Genomic DNA, 18,338 nt, shown 5'->3' with positions numbered 1-18,338 from the left:
CTGTTCTCTCTTGGATAAAAAAAAACTACCGCAGGTAGGGAACCCAGCTCGCCACGCTGTCGGCGATCAGGTCATAGACGTGTTCGAAGGCGACACGCTGCTGCCGGTAGGGGTCAGGAATTTCGCAGTTTTCGCGCCACTTTCCCAGCAGGAAGACCTTGCCGCTGACCTGCGGGAGGTCGCGACTGATGTCGGCCAGGTGCCTGCGCTGCATCACCAGGATCAGGTCGGCCGCAGTCAGCAGGGCCGGCGTGGCCTGGCGGGCGACATGCGCGCTGCCGTCCAGGCCGTGCTCGCGCAGCAACAGGCCGGCGGTGGCTTCGATGGGATGGCCAACCATTGCCTGCAGGCCGGCCGAGCCGATGTCCATGTCATCGCGCCCGAGCGCATGCCGCATCATGATTTCGGCGGTCGGACTGCGGCAGATGTTGCCTACGCAGACAAACAAGATCTTGCGAAACACGCGTCCCCGATTCCCCTGCTCGATGCCTGGCGGCCCCAGGCTGCAGCCGCCACAGGGTAGCGCATGCTGCACCACTGCGACCGAGATGCCTGCCGCAGCCCGCCCCGATGAGCCCGCGCCGGGCCAAGCTTGACAGGGCGGACCCAGGCGCCTAGTTTTAATCTTTGTTAAACCCATCGACGGCGCAAGGGGTACATCATGAAGCAGCTCGTGAATGCAGTCGGCATGGCGGCACTTCTGGCCCTGTCCTCCACCAGCCTCGCCCAGCAGCAGGCTCCGCAGCCAACCCCGCAGCCGCAGCCTGCCCAGCAGCCCGCGACCACGCCGGCCTCGGGCGCAGAAGGTTCTTCCGCCAGCAGTGCAACTGGCAGCAGTGCAGCTGGCAGCAGTGCGGCTGGCAGCGGTGCAGTCGCTGGCGGCGCGGCCGGGACCGGGGTAGCCGTTGGCGCCGGCCTCAGCACCGCAGCGACCATCGGCATCGTGGCAGGTGTTGCCGCAGTGGGCGCGGCGGCCGCCTCGGGTGGCGGCGGCGGTGATGACGGCAATGACAATGGCGGCGGTGACGGCACCGGCGGTACCGGCGGCACGACCGGCACGACCGGCACGACTGGAACCACCGGTACCACGAACTGAACCGCATCAGGCCCCTGGACCGGGGGCCAAATAACCCGCTGGGCTGGCTCGGCGGGTTTTTTATGGGCAGCATTCCGCTGTTATAAATGTGTGAAATGGAGTCTGCAATGAAGTTCCCGCGCGTTGTTGTCGCGGCCGCAGCGGCGGCCCTCCTGATCAGCGGCTGCGCCTGGGCACCTGGCCAGCACATGCGCCGGCAGGCCGGTGGACCCAACCAGATGCAGACCGTCGGCGATGACCAGGTGGAGGTCATCGGCATCACCCCGAAGCTGGTGGCCATGGACCGCGCCGCGCGCGAGGTGCCGCAGCTGCCCGAGGCGCTTACCAGCTACCGGCCGCCCAGTTACACCATCGGTCCCGGTGACGTGCTGTACATCACCGTCTGGGACCACCCGGAATTGACGGTCCCGGCCGGCCCACAGCAACAGCTCAACGCGGCCGGGCGCCCGGTCCAGTCCGACGGTACGTTGTTTTACCCCTACGTCGGCATGATCCAGGCCGCCGGCATGACCCCGCAGGCCCTGCGTGACCAGCTCATGTCCAAACTGGCCCGCTATGTGGAGTCCCCGCAGGTGGACGTCACGGTGCTTTCCTACGCCAGCCAGCGCGTGTGGATCACCGGCGCGGTCAACCAGTCCTCCGCGATCCCGCTCACCGTGGTGCCGCTGACCCTGAGCGATGCGGTCAGCCAGGCCGGGCTCAATCCCGAATCTGCCGATCTGTCCGGCGTGCGCCTGATCCGCGACGGCGTGACCTACACCATCGACCTGGACAGCCAGGCCGGCAGCACGATCTACCTGAAGAAGGACGACCAGGTGTACGTGCCCTTCCTCGATGCCAAGGAAGTCTTCGTGGTCGGCGAGGTCATTGCACCCGGCGCGCTCAACTTCAAGACCGGCAACATCAGCCTGAGCCAGGCGCTGGGCCGTGCCCGTGGGCTGGCGCAACCGACTGCCAACGGCAACGCGGTCTATGTCATCCGGGGTTCGGCCGACCTGCAGCAGACCCCTTCGGCGGTCTACCAGCTGGAAGCCAGGTCACCGGCGGCCTTTGCCGTGGCCAGCCAGTTCAAACTGCTTCCGGGCGATGTGGTGTTTGTGGGGGCGGCGGGAATCACGCGCTGGAGCCGCTTCGTGAGCCAGTTGCTGCCCTTCTCGGGGATCATCAGCAGCGCAGCGAGCAGCAAGAACGACCTGTCCAACTGACGCCGCCCTCGGCCCGGTCGTAAGCGCGCGCATGAGTGCCCCCCCGATTCATCACCCCCGACGGCTTGCGGCCGGTCGACGCCGGTTGCTCGCCTGCGCCGTGGCGCTGGCGGCGCTGGCTGGCTGCAGCACCACCAGCCGCGCAAGCTACGACGCGCTGCGCACGATCGTGGCCAGCCATCGCGAGCTTGCGCCAACCCCGGCCCAGGTGGCGGCCCTGCCCTACGCGCAGATCCTGCTCAACTGGCCCGATGGCAGCGCGCTGATGGTGCTGGGCAATGACGACGCCGGGCAGACCTCCTGGTACAGCAACGACCGGCACATGGTGTATCTGCGCGATGGCCTGCTGGTTGGAAGCACCGGCTTTGCCCAGGACGCCATGCAGATCCGGATCGAAGGCGACAACCCGTTCGACGAGCTGACCCGCGCTGCGCAGGCCACGACCGTGATCCGCCGCTATGACTGGATGCCGGGCTACCGCTACGGCGCGGTGGTGCGCGGCCGCCTGGTCCGCCGCGGCCGCGAGACGGTCCGGATCCTGGGCACCGACCGGCAGCTGGATCGCTTTGAAGAAGTGCTGGAAGGCCCCGGCCTGCGCGCGCTCAACCAGTACTGGGTCGATCCGGCCAGCGGCGAGATCTGGAAGAGCCGCCAGCTGGTCGCCCCCGGCCTGAGCGTGGAGATCACCCAGCTCAAACCCTACAGGCCGCAGCGATGAGGCGCGGACCTGGCCTGGCCATGTTGCTTGTGCTTGCGCTCGCCCTGGCCGATGCGCGGGCGCAGACCGTCCAGGCCAGCGTGCAGGGCGCGGTCGCAGTCCCCGGCACCCGCACCTTCGGCGCCGGCGCCCGCCTGGCCGATGCGGTCCTGGACGCGCGGCCGACCGAACTGGCCTATCCGCTGGGCGCCGCGCTCATGCGCCGCAGCCAGATCGAGGCCCAGGTCCGGCTGAAGGCCGGCCTGCTGTACGACCTGGATCTGCTGGCCGATCCGGCCTCGGCCGATGCGCCGCTGTCCCAGGACGCCTCGCGCCTGCGCGCGTGGCTGGCCGGGCGAGCGGCCACCGGGCGCGTGGTGGTGCAGCTGGAGCCTCGCCGGCTGGAACTGGACCTGGATGCCAACGGCCTGCTGGCCGACGGCGACCGCTTTGTCTATCCGCTTCGTCCCAGCACCATTGCCGTGGTCGGCGCGGTGGTCCAGGACTGCACCTTGCCGCATATCCCGCTGCAGGACGTGGCCAGCTACCTGCCCGCCTGTGCCCGCAGCCGGGCCGCGGACCGCGACCAGGTCTATGTCGTGCAGCCGGACGGGCACGTGCAAACGGTCGGCATCGCGGCCTGGAATCGCAGCCCGCCCCAGGCCCTGGCGCCGGGGGCCACGGTGTATGTGCCGCTGGCCGAGCGCGCCGTGGGCAAGGTCGACCCGGACTTCAACCGCGAATTTGCGGCCTTCATCGCCACCCAGCCACTGCCCGCGCCGGCCGGGTCGCCATGAACTCCGGCCGCCCCCTCAGCTGCAGGCTCAGCCGCCAGATCCTGGCCGCGCTGGGCCTTGGCCTGGCCGGCGGCGCGCACGCCCAGGCCCTGTCCTCGCAGAGCGACTGGGGCGGCGTGGGCCTGCTGCAGACCCCCAGCGCGCGCATGGCCGAGGAGGGCGAGCTGGCCTTCAGCGCCAGCCATGTCTCGCCCTACAGCCGCTACAACATCGCCCTGCAGCCATTCTCCTGGCTGGAAGGCAGCTTCCGCTACACCTCGGTGGCCAACCGCCGGTATGGCCCGGCCATCGCCGGCGACCAGAACTACAAGGACAAGTCGATCGATGTGAAGGTCCGCCTGTGGAAGGAAAGCCGCTGGCTGCCCGACGTGGCCCTGGGCATCCGCGACATCGGTGGCACCGGCCTGTTTGCCGGCGAATACCTGGTGGCCAGCAAGCGCTTTGGTGCCTTCGATGCCAGCCTGGGCCTGGCAACGGGCTATCTGGGCAACCGCGGCGATTTCGGAAATCCACTGGGCGTGCTGGATGACCGGTTCAAGACCCGGCCCGGGGGCTCGGTGGCCGCCGGTGACTTCAGCACCAGCGCCATGTTCCGCGGCCGGGTCGGCATCTTCGGCGGCATCCATTACCAGACCCCGTGGGCGCCACTGCAGCTGAAGCTGGAATACGACGGCAACGATTACCGGCACGAACCCCAGAACAACAACCAGCGCCAGCGCACGCCGGTGAACGTCGGCGTGGTGTACGCACTGAACCGCAACGTCGATGTCAGCCTGGGCTGGGAACGCGGCACCACGATGATGGCCAGCATCGCCCTGCACAACAACCTCAAGCGCGCGCGAGGCATGCCCAAGCTGCTCGATCCGCCGCCCGAGCCCGTGCGCCCACGCCCGTCGTCATCGACCGCCGCGCAAGCCAGCCCGGCACCGGCGCGCGCCTACCGCGATGCCGCCGAAAAGGCCCATGCCGAACGCGAGCAGACCGTGGCCGCGCTGGCCGGCACCGACTGGGCCGATGTCGCCGCCCGCCTGCGCGACAACGCCGGCCTGCGGGTCGACCAGATCTCGGTGCGCGGCAGCGAGCTGGTGGTCAGTGGCGAACAGGTGCGCTATTTCTATCCGGCGCAGGGACTGGGCCGCGCGGCGCGCGTGCTGGACAACAGCGTCGGCCCGCCGATCGAGTGGTTCACCCTGGCCCATACCCGCCTGGGCATGCCGGTGGCCGAAAGCAGCATCAACCGCAGCGCATTCCGGCAATACCTGGGCCACGACCGCGACCTGCAGGCCCTGGCGCGGGCGACCGAACTGACCGCGCCCACCCAGCAGCAGCGCGAGGTGCTGTACCAGGCCCCGCTGCAGCGCTACCGCGGCGGATTTGCGCCCGGCTATCGGCAGGTGCTGGGCGGGCCCGATGGCTTCATCCTGTACCAGTTGTCGGCCGACTATGGGGCCAGCTATTTCTTCAGCCGCCGCACCTGGCTCAGCGGCGTGGTCAGCGTCAACCTGCTCAACAACTTCGACAAGTTCCGCTACGACGCGCCGAGCAACCTGCCGCGCGTGCGCACCTACATGCGGCAGTACCTGACCAGCTCGGATATCACCGTGCCCAGCCTGCAGCTGACCACGGCCCGCAGCCTGGGCGGCGCGCTCTACGGCATGGGCTACGCGGGCCTGCTGGAATCGATGTACGCCGGCGCCGGCGGCGAGCTGCTGTACCGCCCCTTCGGCGAGCGCTGGGCCCTGGGCATCGACCTGAACTGGGTCAAGCAGCGCGGCTTTGAACAGCACTTCGATTTCCGCGACTACCGGATCACCACCGGCCACGTCAGCGGCTACTACGAGCTGGGCCGCGCGCAGCGCACGGTGGTGTCGGTGGCAGCGGGCCGCTACCTGGCCGGCGACTGGGGCGCGACGCTCAACGTGGGCCGGGTGTTCGACAACGGCGTCACCATGGGCGCCTATGCGACCAAGACCAACGTCTCGGCAGCCGAGTTTGGCGAAGGCAGCTTCGACAAGGGCATCTATTTCTCGGTGCCGATGGATTTCCTGCTGCCGCGCTCCACCCGCGGCCGGGCCACGGTGGTGTGGAGTCCACTGACCCGCGACGGCGGCGCACGGCTGGCGCGACGCTATTCGCTGTACCAGCTGACCAGCGAGCGCGACACCGACCTGTTCCGTGACAACTTCGACCAGATCGACAAGTGACCCGCTGCCAGCCATGGCCGCTAGCGCCAACCGAAGTTGCACGTCCGTCACCTTTTCATTAAGGTGGGGCGCTGCATTCATGGGCGCGTCAACTTCGCGAACCATGAGTGAAGATGCCTTTTTCTGCCTGCACACGAGAACAACCGTCCGCGCTGCTTGCGGGGACCGATGTTGTTGATCTTGTGGGACTAGCGTTGCCGAGACCTGGGGATGGCGCCAATGGAAGACGCGGCTGCATCAGGAAAGCGGCCCAACTGGGGGCGAAACAGCATGTTGCTGGCACCGATTTGGCGGGAAGCTGAAACGGCTGCGCGCTCCGCAAGCAAGTTCACGGCGCTGTTTGGCCTGACCTTGCGGCTGACGGACATCCTTGCGCTGGTGGGCGGCGGCGTGCTCGCGTATCGACTGCGCTTTGGCAGCTTCGCCCTGGAACTGGCCTACCGCCAGACCCTGCTGTGTTCGGTGCTGTTCGCGCTGATCATCCTGACCAGTTCTTCGCTCTATCGCAGCTGGCGCGGCCGCGGCCTGCCCGCGGAGCTGACCCGGGTGGTGTCGCTGTGGACGATGCTGTTTGGGTGCATGGTGATGTACAGCACCCTGGTCCAGCAGTTTGGCGGGATGTCCCGGGCGTGGTGGCTGACCTGGTACGGCCTGGGCCTGGCTGCGGTGATCTCGGTGCGGGTGGCGGTGCGCCACACCGCCGAACGGCTGCGCGCGCGCGGCGTGGACCAGCGCACCGCCGTGGTCGTCGGCGGTGGCGCCAATGCCCGGCGCATCGTCGGCGCCTTCAAGGCCCAGCCCTGGGCCGGCATCCACGTGCTGGGCTGGTTTGCCGCGCCCAACAGCCACAGATACCTGGATGAGTCGCCATGCCTGGGCGAACTGGACGCGCTGCCGGCATTCGTCGAAACCCACCGCGTGGACCAGGTCTGGATCGTCCTGCCGATGCGCGCGCAGGACCAGATCGCCCACGTGCTGGACGCGCTGCGCCATTCCACCGCCGACATCAAGATGGTGCCCGACCTGTTCGGCCTGCAGCTGCTGAACCATTCGGTGGAGCAGGTGGCCGGCATGCCGGTGATCAACCTGCGCAGCACCCCGATGAACGGCAATGCCTACCTGCTGAAGGCGGTGGAAGACCGCCTGCTGGCCTGTCTCATCCTGCTGCTGATCTGGCCGCTGATGCTGGCCATCGCCATCGGGGTGAAGCTGTCCTCGCCCGGCCCGGTGCTGTTCCGCCAGTCGCGCCACGGGCGCAACGGCCAGGAAATCGAGGTCTGGAAGTTCCGCAGCATGCACGTGCATGACGAGCACGCCGGCAGCGTGACCCAGGCCACCCGCGATGACGCCCGGCTCACCCGCTTCGGCGCGTTCCTGCGCCGCACCAGCCTGGATGAACTGCCACAGTTCATCAATGTGCTGCAGGGCCGGATGTCCATCGTCGGCCCGCGCCCGCATGCGGTGGCCCACAACCAGCAGTACATGGAACAGGTCGTCGACTACATGCAGCGCCACCGCATCAAGCCGGGCATCACCGGCTGGGCCCAGGTCAACGGCCTGCGCGGGGAGACCGACACGGTGGACAAGATGTCGCGGCGGATCGAACTGGACCTGCATTACCTGCAGCACTGGTCGCTGCTGCTGGACCTGCGCATCATCGTGCAGACCGTGCTGACCGGATTTGCGGGAAGGAACGCGTACTGATGCGCGCACCCCGATCCCACGTCCGGCAGCCCCGCAGCCGCGGTCCACTCCCCCGCCCCTTTTTTTCGGTCCGTGGCGCCTGGCGCGCCGCGGTGCGTCGCCTGCAAGGAGAGTCCACCGTGGCCAATATCCTGATCACCGGCATCAACTACGCCCCGGAGAACATCGGCACCGGCAAGTACACCAGCGAGATGGCCACCTGGCTGGCCGCGCAGGGGCACCGGGTGCGGGTGGTCACCGCCCCGCCCTATTACCCGGCGTGGAAAGTCGCCGCCGGCTACAGGCGCTGGTGGTGGTCGCGCGAGACCATCGCGGGCGTGGACGTGATCCGCTGCCCGGTCTGGGTGCCGGCCAGACCGGGCGGCCTGACCCGGATGATCCACCTGGCCAGCTTTGGCCTGTCGTGCCTGCCGCCGCTGGTCGGCTCGCTGTTCTTCCACCCCAACGTGGTGATCAACATCGCCCCGACCCTGGCCAGCGCACCGGGTGCCCTGCTGGCGGCCAGGCTGTCCGGCTCGCAGACCTGGCTGCACGTGCAGGATTTCGAGCTGGATGCCGCCCTGGACATGGGCATCGTCAACGCCGGCCCGGCCAGGAAGATCGCCATGGGCATCGAGCGCCTGGTGATGCGCGCGTTCGACCGGGTGTCGACGATTTCGGACAAGATGCTGGAGCGGCTGCACGCCAAGGGGGTCCAGGCCGATGCCTGCACCTGTTTCCCCAACTGGGCCGACATCGACGGCATCCGTCCGCTGGATGCGCCCAGCCCGTACCGGGCCGAGCTGGGCATCCCGCAAGACGCACTGGTGGCGCTGTACTCGGGCAACATGGGCCTCAAGCAGGGCCTGGAGCTGCTGGCTGAAGTGGCCCGCGCCACCAGCGACCTGCCACAGCTCCACTTCGTGTTCGGCGGCCAGGGCCCGGGGCGCGAACTGCTGGAACAGAACTGCCAGGGCCTGTCCAACGTGCACTTCCTGGGCCTGCAACCCACCGAGCGCCTCAACGACTGGCTGGGCCTGGCCGACATCCACCTGCTGCCGCAACGCGCCGACGTGGCCGACCTGGTCATGCCATCCAAGATGACCGGCATGCTGGCCAGCGGACGCCCGGTGCTGGCCACCGCCCTGCCCGGCACCGGCGTGGCCAACGCGCTGCTGGGCTCCGGGGTGAGCGTGCCGCCCGGCGATGCCCAGGCACTGGTCAATGCGCTGCGCGAGCTGGCCTGCGATGCAGCCATGCGTGGCAAGCTGGGCGCTGCCGCCCGCGCCCAGGCCGAAAGCACGCTGGCGCGCGAGTCCATCCTCACGCGCCTGAACATCGACATCCAATCCCTGCTGGCGCGCGGCGCGCCCAGCGAACCCTTGACCGACACGGACCCTGCATGACCAGCAAGCGCGCACTCATCACCGGCATCACCGGCCAGGACGGCTCCTACCTGGCCGAGCTGCTGCTGGAAAAAGGCTACGAGGTCCACGGCATCAAGCGCCGCGCCTCCTCGTTCAACACCCAGCGCGTGGACCACCTCTACCAGGATCCGCATCAGCCTGGCGCGCGCCTGCACCTGCACTATGGCGACCTGACCGACAGCAGCAACCTGACCCGGATCATCGCCGAGGTGGAGCCGGACGAGGTCTACAACCTGGGCGCGCAGAGCCACGTGGCGGTGAGCTTTGAGGCCCCCGAATACACCGCCGACGTGGACGGCATGGGCACCCTGCGCCTGCTGGAGGCGATCCGCTTCCTCAAGCGTACCGACAAGACCCGCTTCTACCAGGCCTCCACCAGCGAACTGTACGGCCTGGTCCAGCAAACCCCGCAGACCGAAACCACCCCGTTCTACCCGCGCAGCCCCTACGGGGTGGCCAAGCTCTACGCCTACTGGATCACGGTCAACTACCGGGAGTCCTACGGCATGTATGCCTGCAACGGCATCCTGTTCAACCACGAAAGCCCGCGCCGCGGCGAAACCTTCGTCACCCGCAAGATCACCCGCGGCCTGGCCAACATCGCCCAGGGCCTGGAGCACTGCCTGTTCATGGGCAACCTGGACGCCCTGCGCGACTGGGGCCACGCCCGGGACTACGTGCGCATGCAGTGGATGATGCTGCAGCAGGAGCTGGCCAGGGACTACGTGATCGCCACCGGCGTGCAGTACAGCGTGCGCCAGTTCATCGAGATGGCCGCCAGCGAACTTGGCATCACCCTGGCCTTCGAGGGCCAAGGCGCCCACGAGCGCGCCGTGGTCCAGGCGGTGGCAGGCGACAAGGCCCCGGCGGTCAAGCCAGGCGATGTGATCGTGCAGGTGGACCCGCGCTACTTCCGCCCGGCGGAAGTGGAGACGCTGCTGGGTGATCCGGCCAAAGCCAAGGCAGACCTGGGCTGGGTGCCGCAGGTCACGTTGCAGGAGATGGTGAAGGAGATGGTGGCGAGCGACTTACACGTGGCAAGGCAGCATGCGTTGCTCAGTACGCACGGCTATACCGTTGCAACTGCCCGAGAGTGATGGGACTCAAATGGAATGCGTCAGCGAAATCCCCCAGCGCGGGCCGGAAGGATTGGCTGCCGATTCCGCGAAGTCCATAACGCTGCTCGACATCGGCATGGTTGAAGACGGCCATCGCGCATCGTATGTCTCTTTCCTTTCCAGTCTCTTCCCTCTGGAAAGAATGGGCTTCTGCCGGCGAGCCGTGTTTTCGCGACGTCCCGTCCTTGTCCCGATGGTCGAGGAATCGTTTCTCATCTACGCTGCCACGGCCGTCATCCGCTCCTTGATGGGCAGATCGACCGCCGGCTTGCTGTTCCGCCCCTTGCCGGCACTGTACGGAAACGGAGTGCGGCTCAAAGCGAAGTACCTTTTGCTTGCACTACTGCGAAGATTCCCGCGCGTCACGACGTTGACCATCCTGCCCTTCGAAGTGGAGCCGCGCTTTGCCGAGATTGCAGATGACTGGATCCATGATCCACAACTTTGGGATCTGGAGGAACAGAAAAGGCAATCCGCTCCCCCATCTACACCTGGCCTTTTGAATCAGTTGCACGCAAGTGCGGGCGGGAGACCGATTTGCATGGCCATTGGTCGGCAGGACAGGAGCAAGGGATTTGACTGGTTTTGCCGACTTTTCGCAGAAAATCTCCGATTGCGTGAGTCGGTGCTGTTCGCGTTCGGCGGCAAGGTGAGCCAGGATCTGGCTGCCCCCCTGGAATCTTTCACGCGCTCCGGAGGCTTTGGTTGCAACCGCTTTGTCAGCGATGATGAGCTGATGCAGCTCTACTCAGGGGCTGACCTTGTCTGGTGCGCGTATGACGCGAGCTATGATCAGGCATCTGGCATTTTTGGACGTGCGGTCCAACTGGGGATTCCCGTCGTGGTCCGGAAAGGCGCATTGATCCACCGGCAGTGCCTGCGAGAAGGCATTCCATGCGTTGCCATCGGCACTGCTGACCACGACTGGGAGTCCCTGAGTCACATCCCGCCCAGGGAACCACGCGCTGTCGTACTGGCTCGGACCCGACGCATGCGCGACGAGAGCCTGCAAACCTTGCACAAGGCCCTGGACCTGCGCCGATGAGCGCCCCCGAAGGACTGCTTGAACGACTGAACCTGCGCAAGAACGTTTCTTACGCGGCAGGCGAGTTCATTCTCACCACGCTGCTGCTGTTCGTCGGCTATCGCCTTGTCATCAAACAGGGCGGAATCGAGGCGATTGGTGTCTGGTCCACCCTTTACGCATGGACCAACCTGATCCGTTTGGGCGATGCCGGGGTGGCTGTTGCCGCAACGCGCTTCCTGGCGATGTGGGATGTGGGGAAGGAACAGCAACGGGTGCGTACCTACGCCGAGACGGCGCTGCTGACCAACATCGTGCAGTTCGGCGCTTTGGCATTGATTGCCTACGCTGGCATTTCGCCATTTGTCGATCGCATCGTCGGCGCGGACCACGCTGCGGAGGCGCGGCATGTCCTGCCCTGGCTGCTGCTGGGCTTCTTCCTGCTGAACGTCGCCGGCACTTTGATGGGCATGCTTCAAGGCCTGCACCTGGGCTACCGCCGGTCGCAACTCTCGGTGTTCGGAACGATGACCCAACTGGCTGCCGTTCTGGTGCTGGTTCCCTCACATGGCTTGATCGGCCTGGCGTGGGCGCAGGTTGCGCAATATGCCATCGTGATGTTGCTGGCCTTTGCCGCCGTCAGCAGAAAACTGGGCCGTGTGCTGCGTCCGTACAGCTTTGACCTGCCCGCCTTCCGCGACATGTTGGGCTACAGCCTGAAAGCCCAGGTGGTCAACATCGCCAATGGACTGATCGAGCCGGTATCGAAAATGCTCGTGGGCCACTTCGGCGGGATGGCGGCCCAGGGACTTTATGAGCTGGCCTACAAGACCGTGCTGCTGCCGCGCAACCTGATCGCATCCACCGTGACCGCTGCCATGCCGTCCATCACCGCATTGTTCCGTGCAGACCGGCAGAGGCTGCGTCAGCTTTACGCGCGTGCGTTCCGGCTGTCCGCACAGCTGATGGCCGCCGCCTCGCTGGCCGTCGTCGCGCTCGCGCCACTGCCGTCGCTGTTCTGGTTGAACAGAATAGACGCCACCTACTGGCTATACGTGGCGTTGCTGGCATTGGGATTCCTGGGCAACGTGGTGGGCATTCCCGCCTATCTGTTGGGAATGGCCTCGGGGCACATGCGCAACAACATCATCATCACGCTATTGGCATTCGCCATATTGCTGGCGGTCGGCTGGCCGGCGGGCATCGCCTTCGGCGGTTCGGGCGCGGTGGCAATAGCCGCATGCACCGTCGGCCTCTGCGGCATCGCGATCTGGCTGACGAACCGGCACCTGCTCCATTCGGAGATGGCCTGAAATGCGACTGCTCCACCTTATCCATACGCCTCGTCATCCCGGGGCCGAAATTCTGGCTCATGACCCGATCACCGGCGACTATTCCGCAGACGCAGCCGACTCGGATGCTTTGGGCCTAGAACCGCCACGGGTGTCACCATGATCCCGCTACTCATCACCTCGTCAATCATCGCTTCAGCTCCCAAAACCATGCTTAGCGATAGCTCTGAGAGGCTTCTCGAAACCATCAAGGCGCTCGGGCAATGGATCGAGATGGGGGTCACGGACAAAATCATTGTTTGCGACGGGTCGAACTTCGACCTTGCCCCCCATATCGCAAATGTCATCCCGGCTTACGAAAAAATAGAGCTCATTCGTTTCCAAAACGACCTGAATATGATCTCCAGAAAGGGAAAAGGCTGGGGAGAAGGCGAGATTATCAAGTTCGCCCTGAAAGAGAGCGAGGTGCTACGCAGTGCAACGCAATTCATGAAATGCACTGCCAAGCTATGGGTAACAAATGCGGAAAAGTGCGCACGAAATTTCAACGGTGAAGCCGCTTTCGATTACGAAGGACGATTCAGCCCGCACAAGATCGACACGCGATTCTACATTGTTAGCAAGCGCTTCTACATCCAGAACCTGCTTGAGGCCCATGAAAGCGTCAGCGACCTGGATGGATTCTATCTTGAGCATGCATTCTGTGAAGCTCTTGCTGAAATATCACCTGCACGCTATGTCATGACGCCAACACCGCGGGTAATGGGTGTGTCAGGCTCAATGGGAATCTCCTACAAGAATTCTCGTCTGAAATCCGCATTTCGGAATATTAGGTCGCAACTTTTTAAGGTAATTTCACCTAGCTAGGACGGTAGTTCTTTTAATTTATATTCTTTCTCTAACCAAAAATCCCCCTTATTAAACCCGATTAAAATGCACCGGAGCTACTCGATATCGAAGTCTGAATTTAAATCGTGGCTGGCCGCCGCGGCGTATAGTTTTATACTTTTCTCACCAACAACCTATACAATATTTAACGTCGGCGGAAGATATTTTTTTGAGCTTGCAGCGCTGACCGTGATCGCTTTCCACATCATCTTCCGAGACAACCTTGGAAGAGAGTTTGCGCGCTCATTAATCTCGAACAGAGTATCTCTTTCATTTGCAGCATTCTTCATTGCAACCTTCTTTGTTATCGGCTCGCTTCGGCACGGAAGCATTCTCAATGCGTATGCCCAATTTAGATCATCCCTATTTCTGGTAGTTGGCTTTATTGTTTGCAGGCACGTCTTGCAAAGACGTCCAGATTATATATACATGCTCGCCATGTGCACAGCAATTTATAGTGCATTTTATTGGCTCTTTTTATACTCAAGCGGACAACTAGGTTCGAAGTTCGCCAATCCCCTGTTCGCCCCGGCCGTGGCCGCCCTAATCGCCACAGATCGAACAAAGACATTGCAATTAGTTTGCGCGGTCATTGCAGTGCTTTTTCTGTCCGCTGTCTCTTTCTATCGGCAGTATTGGCTTGTCGCGCTCTTTGTCGTCGTAGCATGCTTGTTTCGGAGACAAAGGGGGAATCAAATCATCTCGACAAAGTTAATAGCGACCTCCGCCATGGCGTTCATCGCATTATTTTCCTATGGGTTTTTCAACACCCTCTTTAATAGTAACGAATCTCTCTATATTCAGTCAATCGGAAAAACGGTGGACGCCTTGAATTATTTTGATGGAGGTTACGCATCAGATAGTGATAGCCTTCGGATTTCCTATTTCGGCTACATGTACGACCAGTCGTTTAATCTTATTTTCCCTCACGGCCTCGGCCTGGGGACGTCAGTCGAATCTGAGAATTTTGACCCTTGGTTCAATGGTATATCTAGTGCCAGTAATACAGCTGATTCTCTACTTCTTTTTATAACTTACCATTACGGATATCTGGTTTCTGTGCCCGCTACCTTCTGGTTAATGTTGAGAGCCTACAAATCACAGCATAGCCGAGGGGTTTTCAGCTTTCTTCTCCTACTATCAGCTTTCGCAATTCCACTTCTGTTCGACGGCGGTCAGGCTACGGTCACTTATCGGGCATTTTGGTTCGGCACATTTTGCGCATATCTAGCGACACCAGAAAAAAAGAATCATTACGCGGAAAATTCTGGCCAAGTTTAGAGATTTCTGATGGAGATTAATCTATTCCATAATGTCCGCTGGTCGCATTGCAAAGCGCATTTTTTCAGAGCTGCATCGCTCTGCCGCGAGCTCGGGCGAGGGGCGGGGACGTCACGTTCTCGTGGATTGCCGATACCGACACCCAGCGCCCTGTGTTGCTGGGCCCAGAATTGACGTGCAGTCAGCATGTGCATGAAGTCCGACGCTTCGGATCATCCAGCGGCCGCTCCAATCTTTATGCGAGGCTGCCCCTCCTTTACCGAGAGCCATTAAAAATGCTGGACACCAGATTGAATTCCAGTATCGGCACGGGGTCCTGCGCAGTCGATCTCGGCTGCGGCTCCGGTCGCTTGCTAATCGCACTGGCCGAACGATTCGATCAGCGCATCGGTCTGGATGTCTCCCGAACGCGCTTGGATACGCTGGGGGATGGCAAGACGGACGGCTGGGAGTTCCGCGAGGCGGACCTGAATGGCCTGTTCCCACTGGCGGATGGTTTGGCCGATGTCGTCATCGCCAATCAAGCGATTGAGCACATCCTGGATCCCGTCAAATTCAGCCGGGAAATTCATCGCATTCTTCGCCCAGGCGGGCGCTGTGTTATCACCACGCCAAATATTCGCTATCTGAAGAATATCGCCCATGTCGTGTTTTCTGGCTACGGGCCGCAAACGGCAGACGGAAATGCGCTCGATGGCGTCTGGGATGATGGCCATATCCACTATTTTACCCACCGCGACCTGCGTGAACTATTTATCCAATCTTGGCTCGGCCACGTAAAGAGCATGGCGCTCATCGACCTCACCCGTGGGAGCATCTGGCGGCGCTTGCTGGATCGTCAGGCCGGGACCTGGGCGGTGCGTGAATTTCTGTCCGGGAACATCCTGCAGTGGCCGGGAAAATAAAATGCGGCCCTTCGTCGTCTACTGGAACAACATCCCCTCCCCCTACATGGTCGAGCGCTTCAATGCGCTGGCTGATCGCAATCCGTTCGAGTTCGAGGCCTGGTTCAACGACCGCATCCACTCCGACCGAAGCTGGACAGTGGACGAAGCCGCGTGGCGCTTTCGCTATCGTTACCCACTTCTTCGGCCGTACCCCGCACTGGCCATTACCGGTGCGTGGGCATGGTCGCAGTCCATTCGCTCGCCCGCAGACAGCCACAAGATGCCAAGACGGATCGCCGGCAGCCCGGCCCGCGGCCGCTGCTCCTAACGAAAGCCCTTTGCTACTCCGATGACATCATGACCGCGCCGACCATCCGACCGACCGAGAAGGTTGCGTTCATCTACCATTTCTTCCCGCACTACCGCTACGGCGTGGTTCGCGCACTAACACAGCGGCTGGATGCGGCATTCGTCGGCGACCGCAAAGGCGCCGAAGGGATCGCTCCCTACATCTTCGACCATGGCGAGGAATTCCATGCGGCACGCTGTTATTACCTCGGTAAGCTAGCGTTCCAGCCGGCCGTGGTCGGCTATTGTCTGCGCGCTCGGCGCGACGTGTTCGTCTTCCTGGCCAGCCCCAACCACGTGAGCACCTGGATCGGCGCGCTAATCGCCCGCCTGCGTGGCAAGCGCGTAGTGTTCTGGGGACATGGCTTCAAGTACGCGCGTCGCGACCTAAAGAACCGGGTGCGCAAGCTGTTCTTCTCGCTCGCCCACGACTTCTACGCCTACGGCTGGCGGGCGAAGCGCAACGCAATGGCGCTGGGCGCGGACCCGGGACGCATTCACGTGGGCTTCAACTCACTAAACTACGACGCGCAGCTGCCACTGCGCCAGGCGTTGCTAGGAGGCAATCAGGCGGGCCATCGCGACGGCTCGGTCCTGCGCATCTTCTGCATCTCCCGGCTGACCCGGATATGCCGTTACGATATGCTGCTGGACGCGGCAGCGCAGCTAGCCGGCAAAGGCATCCGCAGCCGCGTTGTCTTCGTCGGCGACGGCCCGGAAGGCGAGGCGCTAGAGCGACAGGCGCGCGACTTGGGCGTGGATGTGGAATTTCACGGCGCGATCTACGATGAGTCACGGATCGCCGGATTGGTGTTCGACGCCGACGTCACTGTGTCGCCGGGCAAGGTCGGGCTGACTGCGATGCACAGCCTGATGTTCGGCACGCCGGTGATAACCCACGACGATTTCGAGTCTCAGATGCCGGAAGTAGAGGCGATCGTGCCCGGCTTCACCGGCGAACTTTTCCGCGCCGGATCGGTGTCGGACCTCGCAGACAAACTGGCCACGTTCCCCGCGCGTTTCCCCGACCGCCGGCTGACCCGAGAGAGGTGCTTCACGATGATCGACCGCCTCTATAACCCCGACAAGCAGGCCGAAGTGATGCTGCGCGCTGTTTGCGGCCTGCCCGCCGCCACCGGCGACGACGCCTTCACGCTGTTCGCGCGGGAGCAGGCATGAGCCTGCGCCGCTTAGTCCGCGCGCTGCGCCGCGCGTACTGGCGCAAGCGCCTGCGCCTGCGTTCGGTGCACCCGACTTTCCTCGTCGGCGGTCGCTCGTCGATCAGCCGGGACTTCGTCGCCGGCGCGTATGCCTACGTGGGGCCCGGCTGCCTGATCGACCCGGGGGTGGAGATCGGCACCTACACGATGCTCGGGCCTGGGGTAAAGATCGTCGGCAATGATCACGTCTTTGACGTCGCAGGCCGCGCGATCATCTTTTCCGGGCGGCCTCCGTTCAAAGCCACGCGGATCGGCAGCGACGCCTGGATCGGCGCGAACGCCGTGGTCATGGCTGGCACACGCATCGGCGACGGCGCGATCATCGCCGCCGGTTCGGTGGTAACTCGCGACGTGCCCGCGTTTTCAGTGGTCGGCGGCGTACCCGCCCGCTTCATCCGCAAGCGCTTCGCCGACGAGGAACAGGAGCGGCGCCACGCCGCCTTCCTGCGCCAACCGCCGCGCGAAAGCGAGTACTGCGCTCCGCAGGGCGCCAACCGTACGGAGGATCCGCCCCGATGACCGTACTCAATGCCCAGGACCAGCGCGCCCTGGAAGGCGGCCCCAGCTTTTCGTTGCGCCACCGGCTGTTGCGGGCGCTGTGGGGCATCACCTGGCTGTTGCTTGCCGCCTGGACGCCGCCGCCGCTGCATCGCTGGCGCAACTTGGTGCTGCGCTGTTTTGGTGCAAGGCTGCATCCCAGCGCGCGGGTCTATGGCTCGGCCCGCATCTGGTTTCCGCTAAACCTGACCATGGCCGCGCACGCGGTGATGGGCCCGCGGGTCAACTGCTATTGCCAGGGCCGGATCGACATCGGCGAGAAGGCGATCGTGTCCCAGGGCGCGCACCTCTGCGCCGGGACACACGACATCGCCGATCCAGATTTCCAGCTGGTGACGCGGCCTATCTGCATCGGGACACGGGCCTGGGTTGCCGCGGAGGCGTTCGTCGGTCCTGGCGTGACCGTCGGCGAAGGCGCCGTGCTTGGCGCACGCACCGTGCTCTTCAAGGACGCTGAACCCTGGGGTGTCTATGTCGGTAATCCCGCCGAGCGCCTCAAGACCCGGGAATTTCGCTCACCCTGACGACGCCGCTGCTGGTGCAGGCCGACTTCTGCACGCGGCCGGCGACGCCCCGCCGGTCTCCGATCGACCTGCTGCTGCGTGATGGCGGC

18 protein-coding genes are annotated in these 18,338 nt (G+C 63.9%); 17 read left to right on the top strand and 1 reads right to left on the bottom strand.

The genetic code is table 11. The features are described 5' to 3' along the window. Positions 1-25 precede the first annotated feature (25 nt). Positions 26-463 carry a low molecular weight protein-tyrosine-phosphatase gene (locus DSC_RS06550; RefSeq protein WP_014160358.1) on the bottom strand — a complete coding sequence of 146 codons (438 nt, stop codon included), beginning with the start codon at positions 461-463 and terminating at the stop codon, positions 26-28. Positions 464-661: 198 nt separating this feature from the next. On the opposite strand from DSC_RS06550, the gene DSC_RS06545 reads away from it, so the two are divergent. From DSC_RS06545 to DSC_RS06475, 17 genes are all read left to right on the top strand, one after another. Continuing rightward, positions 662-1,096 carry a hypothetical protein gene (locus tag DSC_RS06545; protein WP_014160357.1) on the top strand — a complete coding sequence of 145 codons (435 nt, stop codon included), beginning with the start codon at positions 662-664 and terminating at the stop codon, positions 1,094-1,096. A 107-nt stretch (positions 1,097-1,203) separates the two neighbouring features. After that, complete coding sequence (locus tag DSC_RS06540) at positions 1,204-2,301, top strand: polysaccharide biosynthesis/export family protein (protein ID WP_014160356.1); 1,098 nt, start codon at positions 1,204-1,206, stop codon at positions 2,299-2,301. Between the two features lie 31 nt (positions 2,302-2,332). Next, positions 2,333-3,019, top strand: a complete 687-nt coding sequence (locus DSC_RS06535) for a YjbF family lipoprotein (RefSeq protein WP_083833500.1) — start codon at positions 2,333-2,335, stop codon at positions 3,017-3,019. Between the two features lie 20 nt (positions 3,020-3,039). Then, positions 3,040-3,795: a capsule biosynthesis GfcC family protein gene (locus tag DSC_RS06530; protein ID WP_014160354.1), complete on the top strand. Its 756-nt coding sequence runs from the start codon at positions 3,040-3,042 to the stop codon at positions 3,793-3,795. Further along, on the top strand, positions 3,792-5,999 hold the full coding sequence (locus DSC_RS06525) for a YjbH domain-containing protein (protein WP_014160353.1): 2,208 nt from the start codon (positions 3,792-3,794) through the stop codon (positions 5,997-5,999). Before DSC_RS06530 ends, DSC_RS06525 begins: the two co-directional genes overlap by 4 nt. Before the next feature lie 351 nt (positions 6,000-6,350). Next, positions 6,351-7,703, top strand: a complete 1,353-nt coding sequence (locus tag DSC_RS06520; protein WP_238527674.1) for an undecaprenyl-phosphate glucose phosphotransferase — start codon at positions 6,351-6,353, stop codon at positions 7,701-7,703. Between the two features lie 119 nt (positions 7,704-7,822). Then, positions 7,823-9,088, top strand: a complete 1,266-nt coding sequence (locus DSC_RS06515) for a glycosyltransferase WbuB (RefSeq protein ID WP_014160351.1) — start codon at positions 7,823-7,825, stop codon at positions 9,086-9,088. Beyond that, a complete protein-coding gene (gene gmd, locus DSC_RS06510) occupies positions 9,085-10,206 on the top strand; it encodes a GDP-mannose 4,6-dehydratase (RefSeq protein WP_014160350.1) in 1,122 nt (373 codons plus the stop codon). The genes DSC_RS06515 and gmd overlap by 4 nt, the downstream gene beginning before the upstream one ends. After that, a complete protein-coding gene (locus tag DSC_RS06505; RefSeq protein WP_148268099.1) occupies positions 10,187-11,272 on the top strand; it encodes a hypothetical protein in 1,086 nt (361 codons plus the stop codon). Before gmd ends, DSC_RS06505 begins: the two co-directional genes overlap by 20 nt. Beyond that, positions 11,269-12,564, top strand: coding sequence for an oligosaccharide flippase family protein (locus DSC_RS06500; RefSeq protein WP_014160348.1), 1,296 nt, complete (start codon positions 11,269-11,271; stop codon positions 12,562-12,564). The genes DSC_RS06505 and DSC_RS06500 overlap by 4 nt, the downstream gene beginning before the upstream one ends. A 138-nt stretch (positions 12,565-12,702) precedes the next feature. Continuing rightward, the gene (locus DSC_RS16580; RefSeq protein ID WP_148268098.1) at positions 12,703-13,410 is read left to right on the top strand and encodes a hypothetical protein; all 708 of its coding nucleotides are present in this window, start codon (positions 12,703-12,705) and stop codon (positions 13,408-13,410) included. A 66-nt stretch (positions 13,411-13,476) separates the two neighbouring features. Further along, positions 13,477-14,712 (top strand): hypothetical protein, encoded by a 1,236-nt coding sequence (locus DSC_RS16575; RefSeq protein ID WP_148268097.1) that lies wholly within the window; start codon positions 13,477-13,479, stop codon positions 14,710-14,712. 275 nt (positions 14,713-14,987) lie between these two features. Next, positions 14,988-15,617, top strand: a complete 630-nt coding sequence (locus DSC_RS15680) for a class I SAM-dependent methyltransferase (RefSeq protein ID WP_052299772.1) — start codon at positions 14,988-14,990, stop codon at positions 15,615-15,617. 1 nt (position 15,618) lies between these two features. Continuing rightward, positions 15,619-15,927: a hypothetical protein gene (locus DSC_RS06490; protein ID WP_014160345.1), complete on the top strand. Its 309-nt coding sequence runs from the start codon at positions 15,619-15,621 to the stop codon at positions 15,925-15,927. A gap of 29 nt (positions 15,928-15,956) precedes the next feature. After that, positions 15,957-17,126 (top strand): glycosyltransferase family 4 protein, encoded by a 1,170-nt coding sequence (locus DSC_RS06485; RefSeq protein ID WP_014160344.1) that lies wholly within the window; start codon positions 15,957-15,959, stop codon positions 17,124-17,126. After that, on the top strand, positions 17,123-17,686 hold the full coding sequence (locus DSC_RS17545; protein WP_014160343.1) for a CatB-related O-acetyltransferase: 564 nt from the start codon (positions 17,123-17,125) through the stop codon (positions 17,684-17,686). Before DSC_RS06485 ends, DSC_RS17545 begins: the two co-directional genes overlap by 4 nt. Beyond that, positions 17,683-18,249, top strand: a complete 567-nt coding sequence (locus DSC_RS06475; RefSeq protein ID WP_014160342.1) for an LbetaH domain-containing protein — start codon at positions 17,683-17,685, stop codon at positions 18,247-18,249. Before DSC_RS17545 ends, DSC_RS06475 begins: the two co-directional genes overlap by 4 nt. Positions 18,250-18,338 lie beyond the last annotated feature (89 nt).

The sequence above is a fragment of the Pseudoxanthomonas spadix BD-a59 genome (genome assembly GCF_000233915.3).
In the GTDB taxonomy this organism is placed as follows: Bacteria; Pseudomonadota; Gammaproteobacteria; order Xanthomonadales; family Xanthomonadaceae; genus Pseudoxanthomonas_A; species Pseudoxanthomonas_A spadix.
Note: the sequence above shows the minus strand (reverse complement) of the source record. Positions and strands in the feature narration are given on the sequence as shown.

What these genes read in the sequence shown, in the direction of transcription:
- DSC_RS06545 (WP_014160357.1), top strand. Translation starts at nt 662, where the DNA reads ATGAAGCAGCTCGTGAATGCAGTCGGCATGGCGGCACTTCTGGCCCTG.
- DSC_RS06540 (WP_014160356.1), top strand. Translation starts at nt 1,204, where the DNA reads ATGAAGTTCCCGCGCGTTGTTGTCGCGGCCGCAGCGGCGGCCCTCCTG.
- DSC_RS06535 (WP_083833500.1), top strand. Translation starts at nt 2,333, where the DNA reads ATGAGTGCCCCCCCGATTCATCACCCCCGACGGCTTGCGGCCGGTCGA.
- DSC_RS06530 (WP_014160354.1), top strand. Translation starts at nt 3,040, where the DNA reads ATGTTGCTTGTGCTTGCGCTCGCCCTGGCCGATGCGCGGGCGCAGACC.
- DSC_RS06525 (WP_014160353.1), top strand. Translation starts at nt 3,792, where the DNA reads ATGAACTCCGGCCGCCCCCTCAGCTGCAGGCTCAGCCGCCAGATCCTG.
- gmd (WP_014160350.1), top strand. Translation starts at nt 9,085, where the DNA reads ATGACCAGCAAGCGCGCACTCATCACCGGCATCACCGGCCAGGACGGC.
- DSC_RS06500 (WP_014160348.1), top strand. Translation starts at nt 11,269, where the DNA reads ATGAGCGCCCCCGAAGGACTGCTTGAACGACTGAACCTGCGCAAGAAC.
- DSC_RS16580 (WP_148268098.1), top strand. Translation starts at nt 12,703, where the DNA reads ATGATCCCGCTACTCATCACCTCGTCAATCATCGCTTCAGCTCCCAAA.
- DSC_RS16575 (WP_148268097.1), top strand. Translation starts at nt 13,477, where the DNA reads ATGCACCGGAGCTACTCGATATCGAAGTCTGAATTTAAATCGTGGCTG.
- DSC_RS15680 (WP_052299772.1), top strand. Translation starts at nt 14,988, where the DNA reads ATGCTGGACACCAGATTGAATTCCAGTATCGGCACGGGGTCCTGCGCA.
- DSC_RS06490 (WP_014160345.1), top strand. Translation starts at nt 15,619, where the DNA reads ATGCGGCCCTTCGTCGTCTACTGGAACAACATCCCCTCCCCCTACATG.
- DSC_RS06485 (WP_014160344.1), top strand. Translation starts at nt 15,957, where the DNA reads ATGACCGCGCCGACCATCCGACCGACCGAGAAGGTTGCGTTCATCTAC.
- DSC_RS17545 (WP_014160343.1), top strand. Translation starts at nt 17,123, where the DNA reads ATGAGCCTGCGCCGCTTAGTCCGCGCGCTGCGCCGCGCGTACTGGCGC.
- DSC_RS06475 (WP_014160342.1), top strand. Translation starts at nt 17,683, where the DNA reads ATGACCGTACTCAATGCCCAGGACCAGCGCGCCCTGGAAGGCGGCCCC.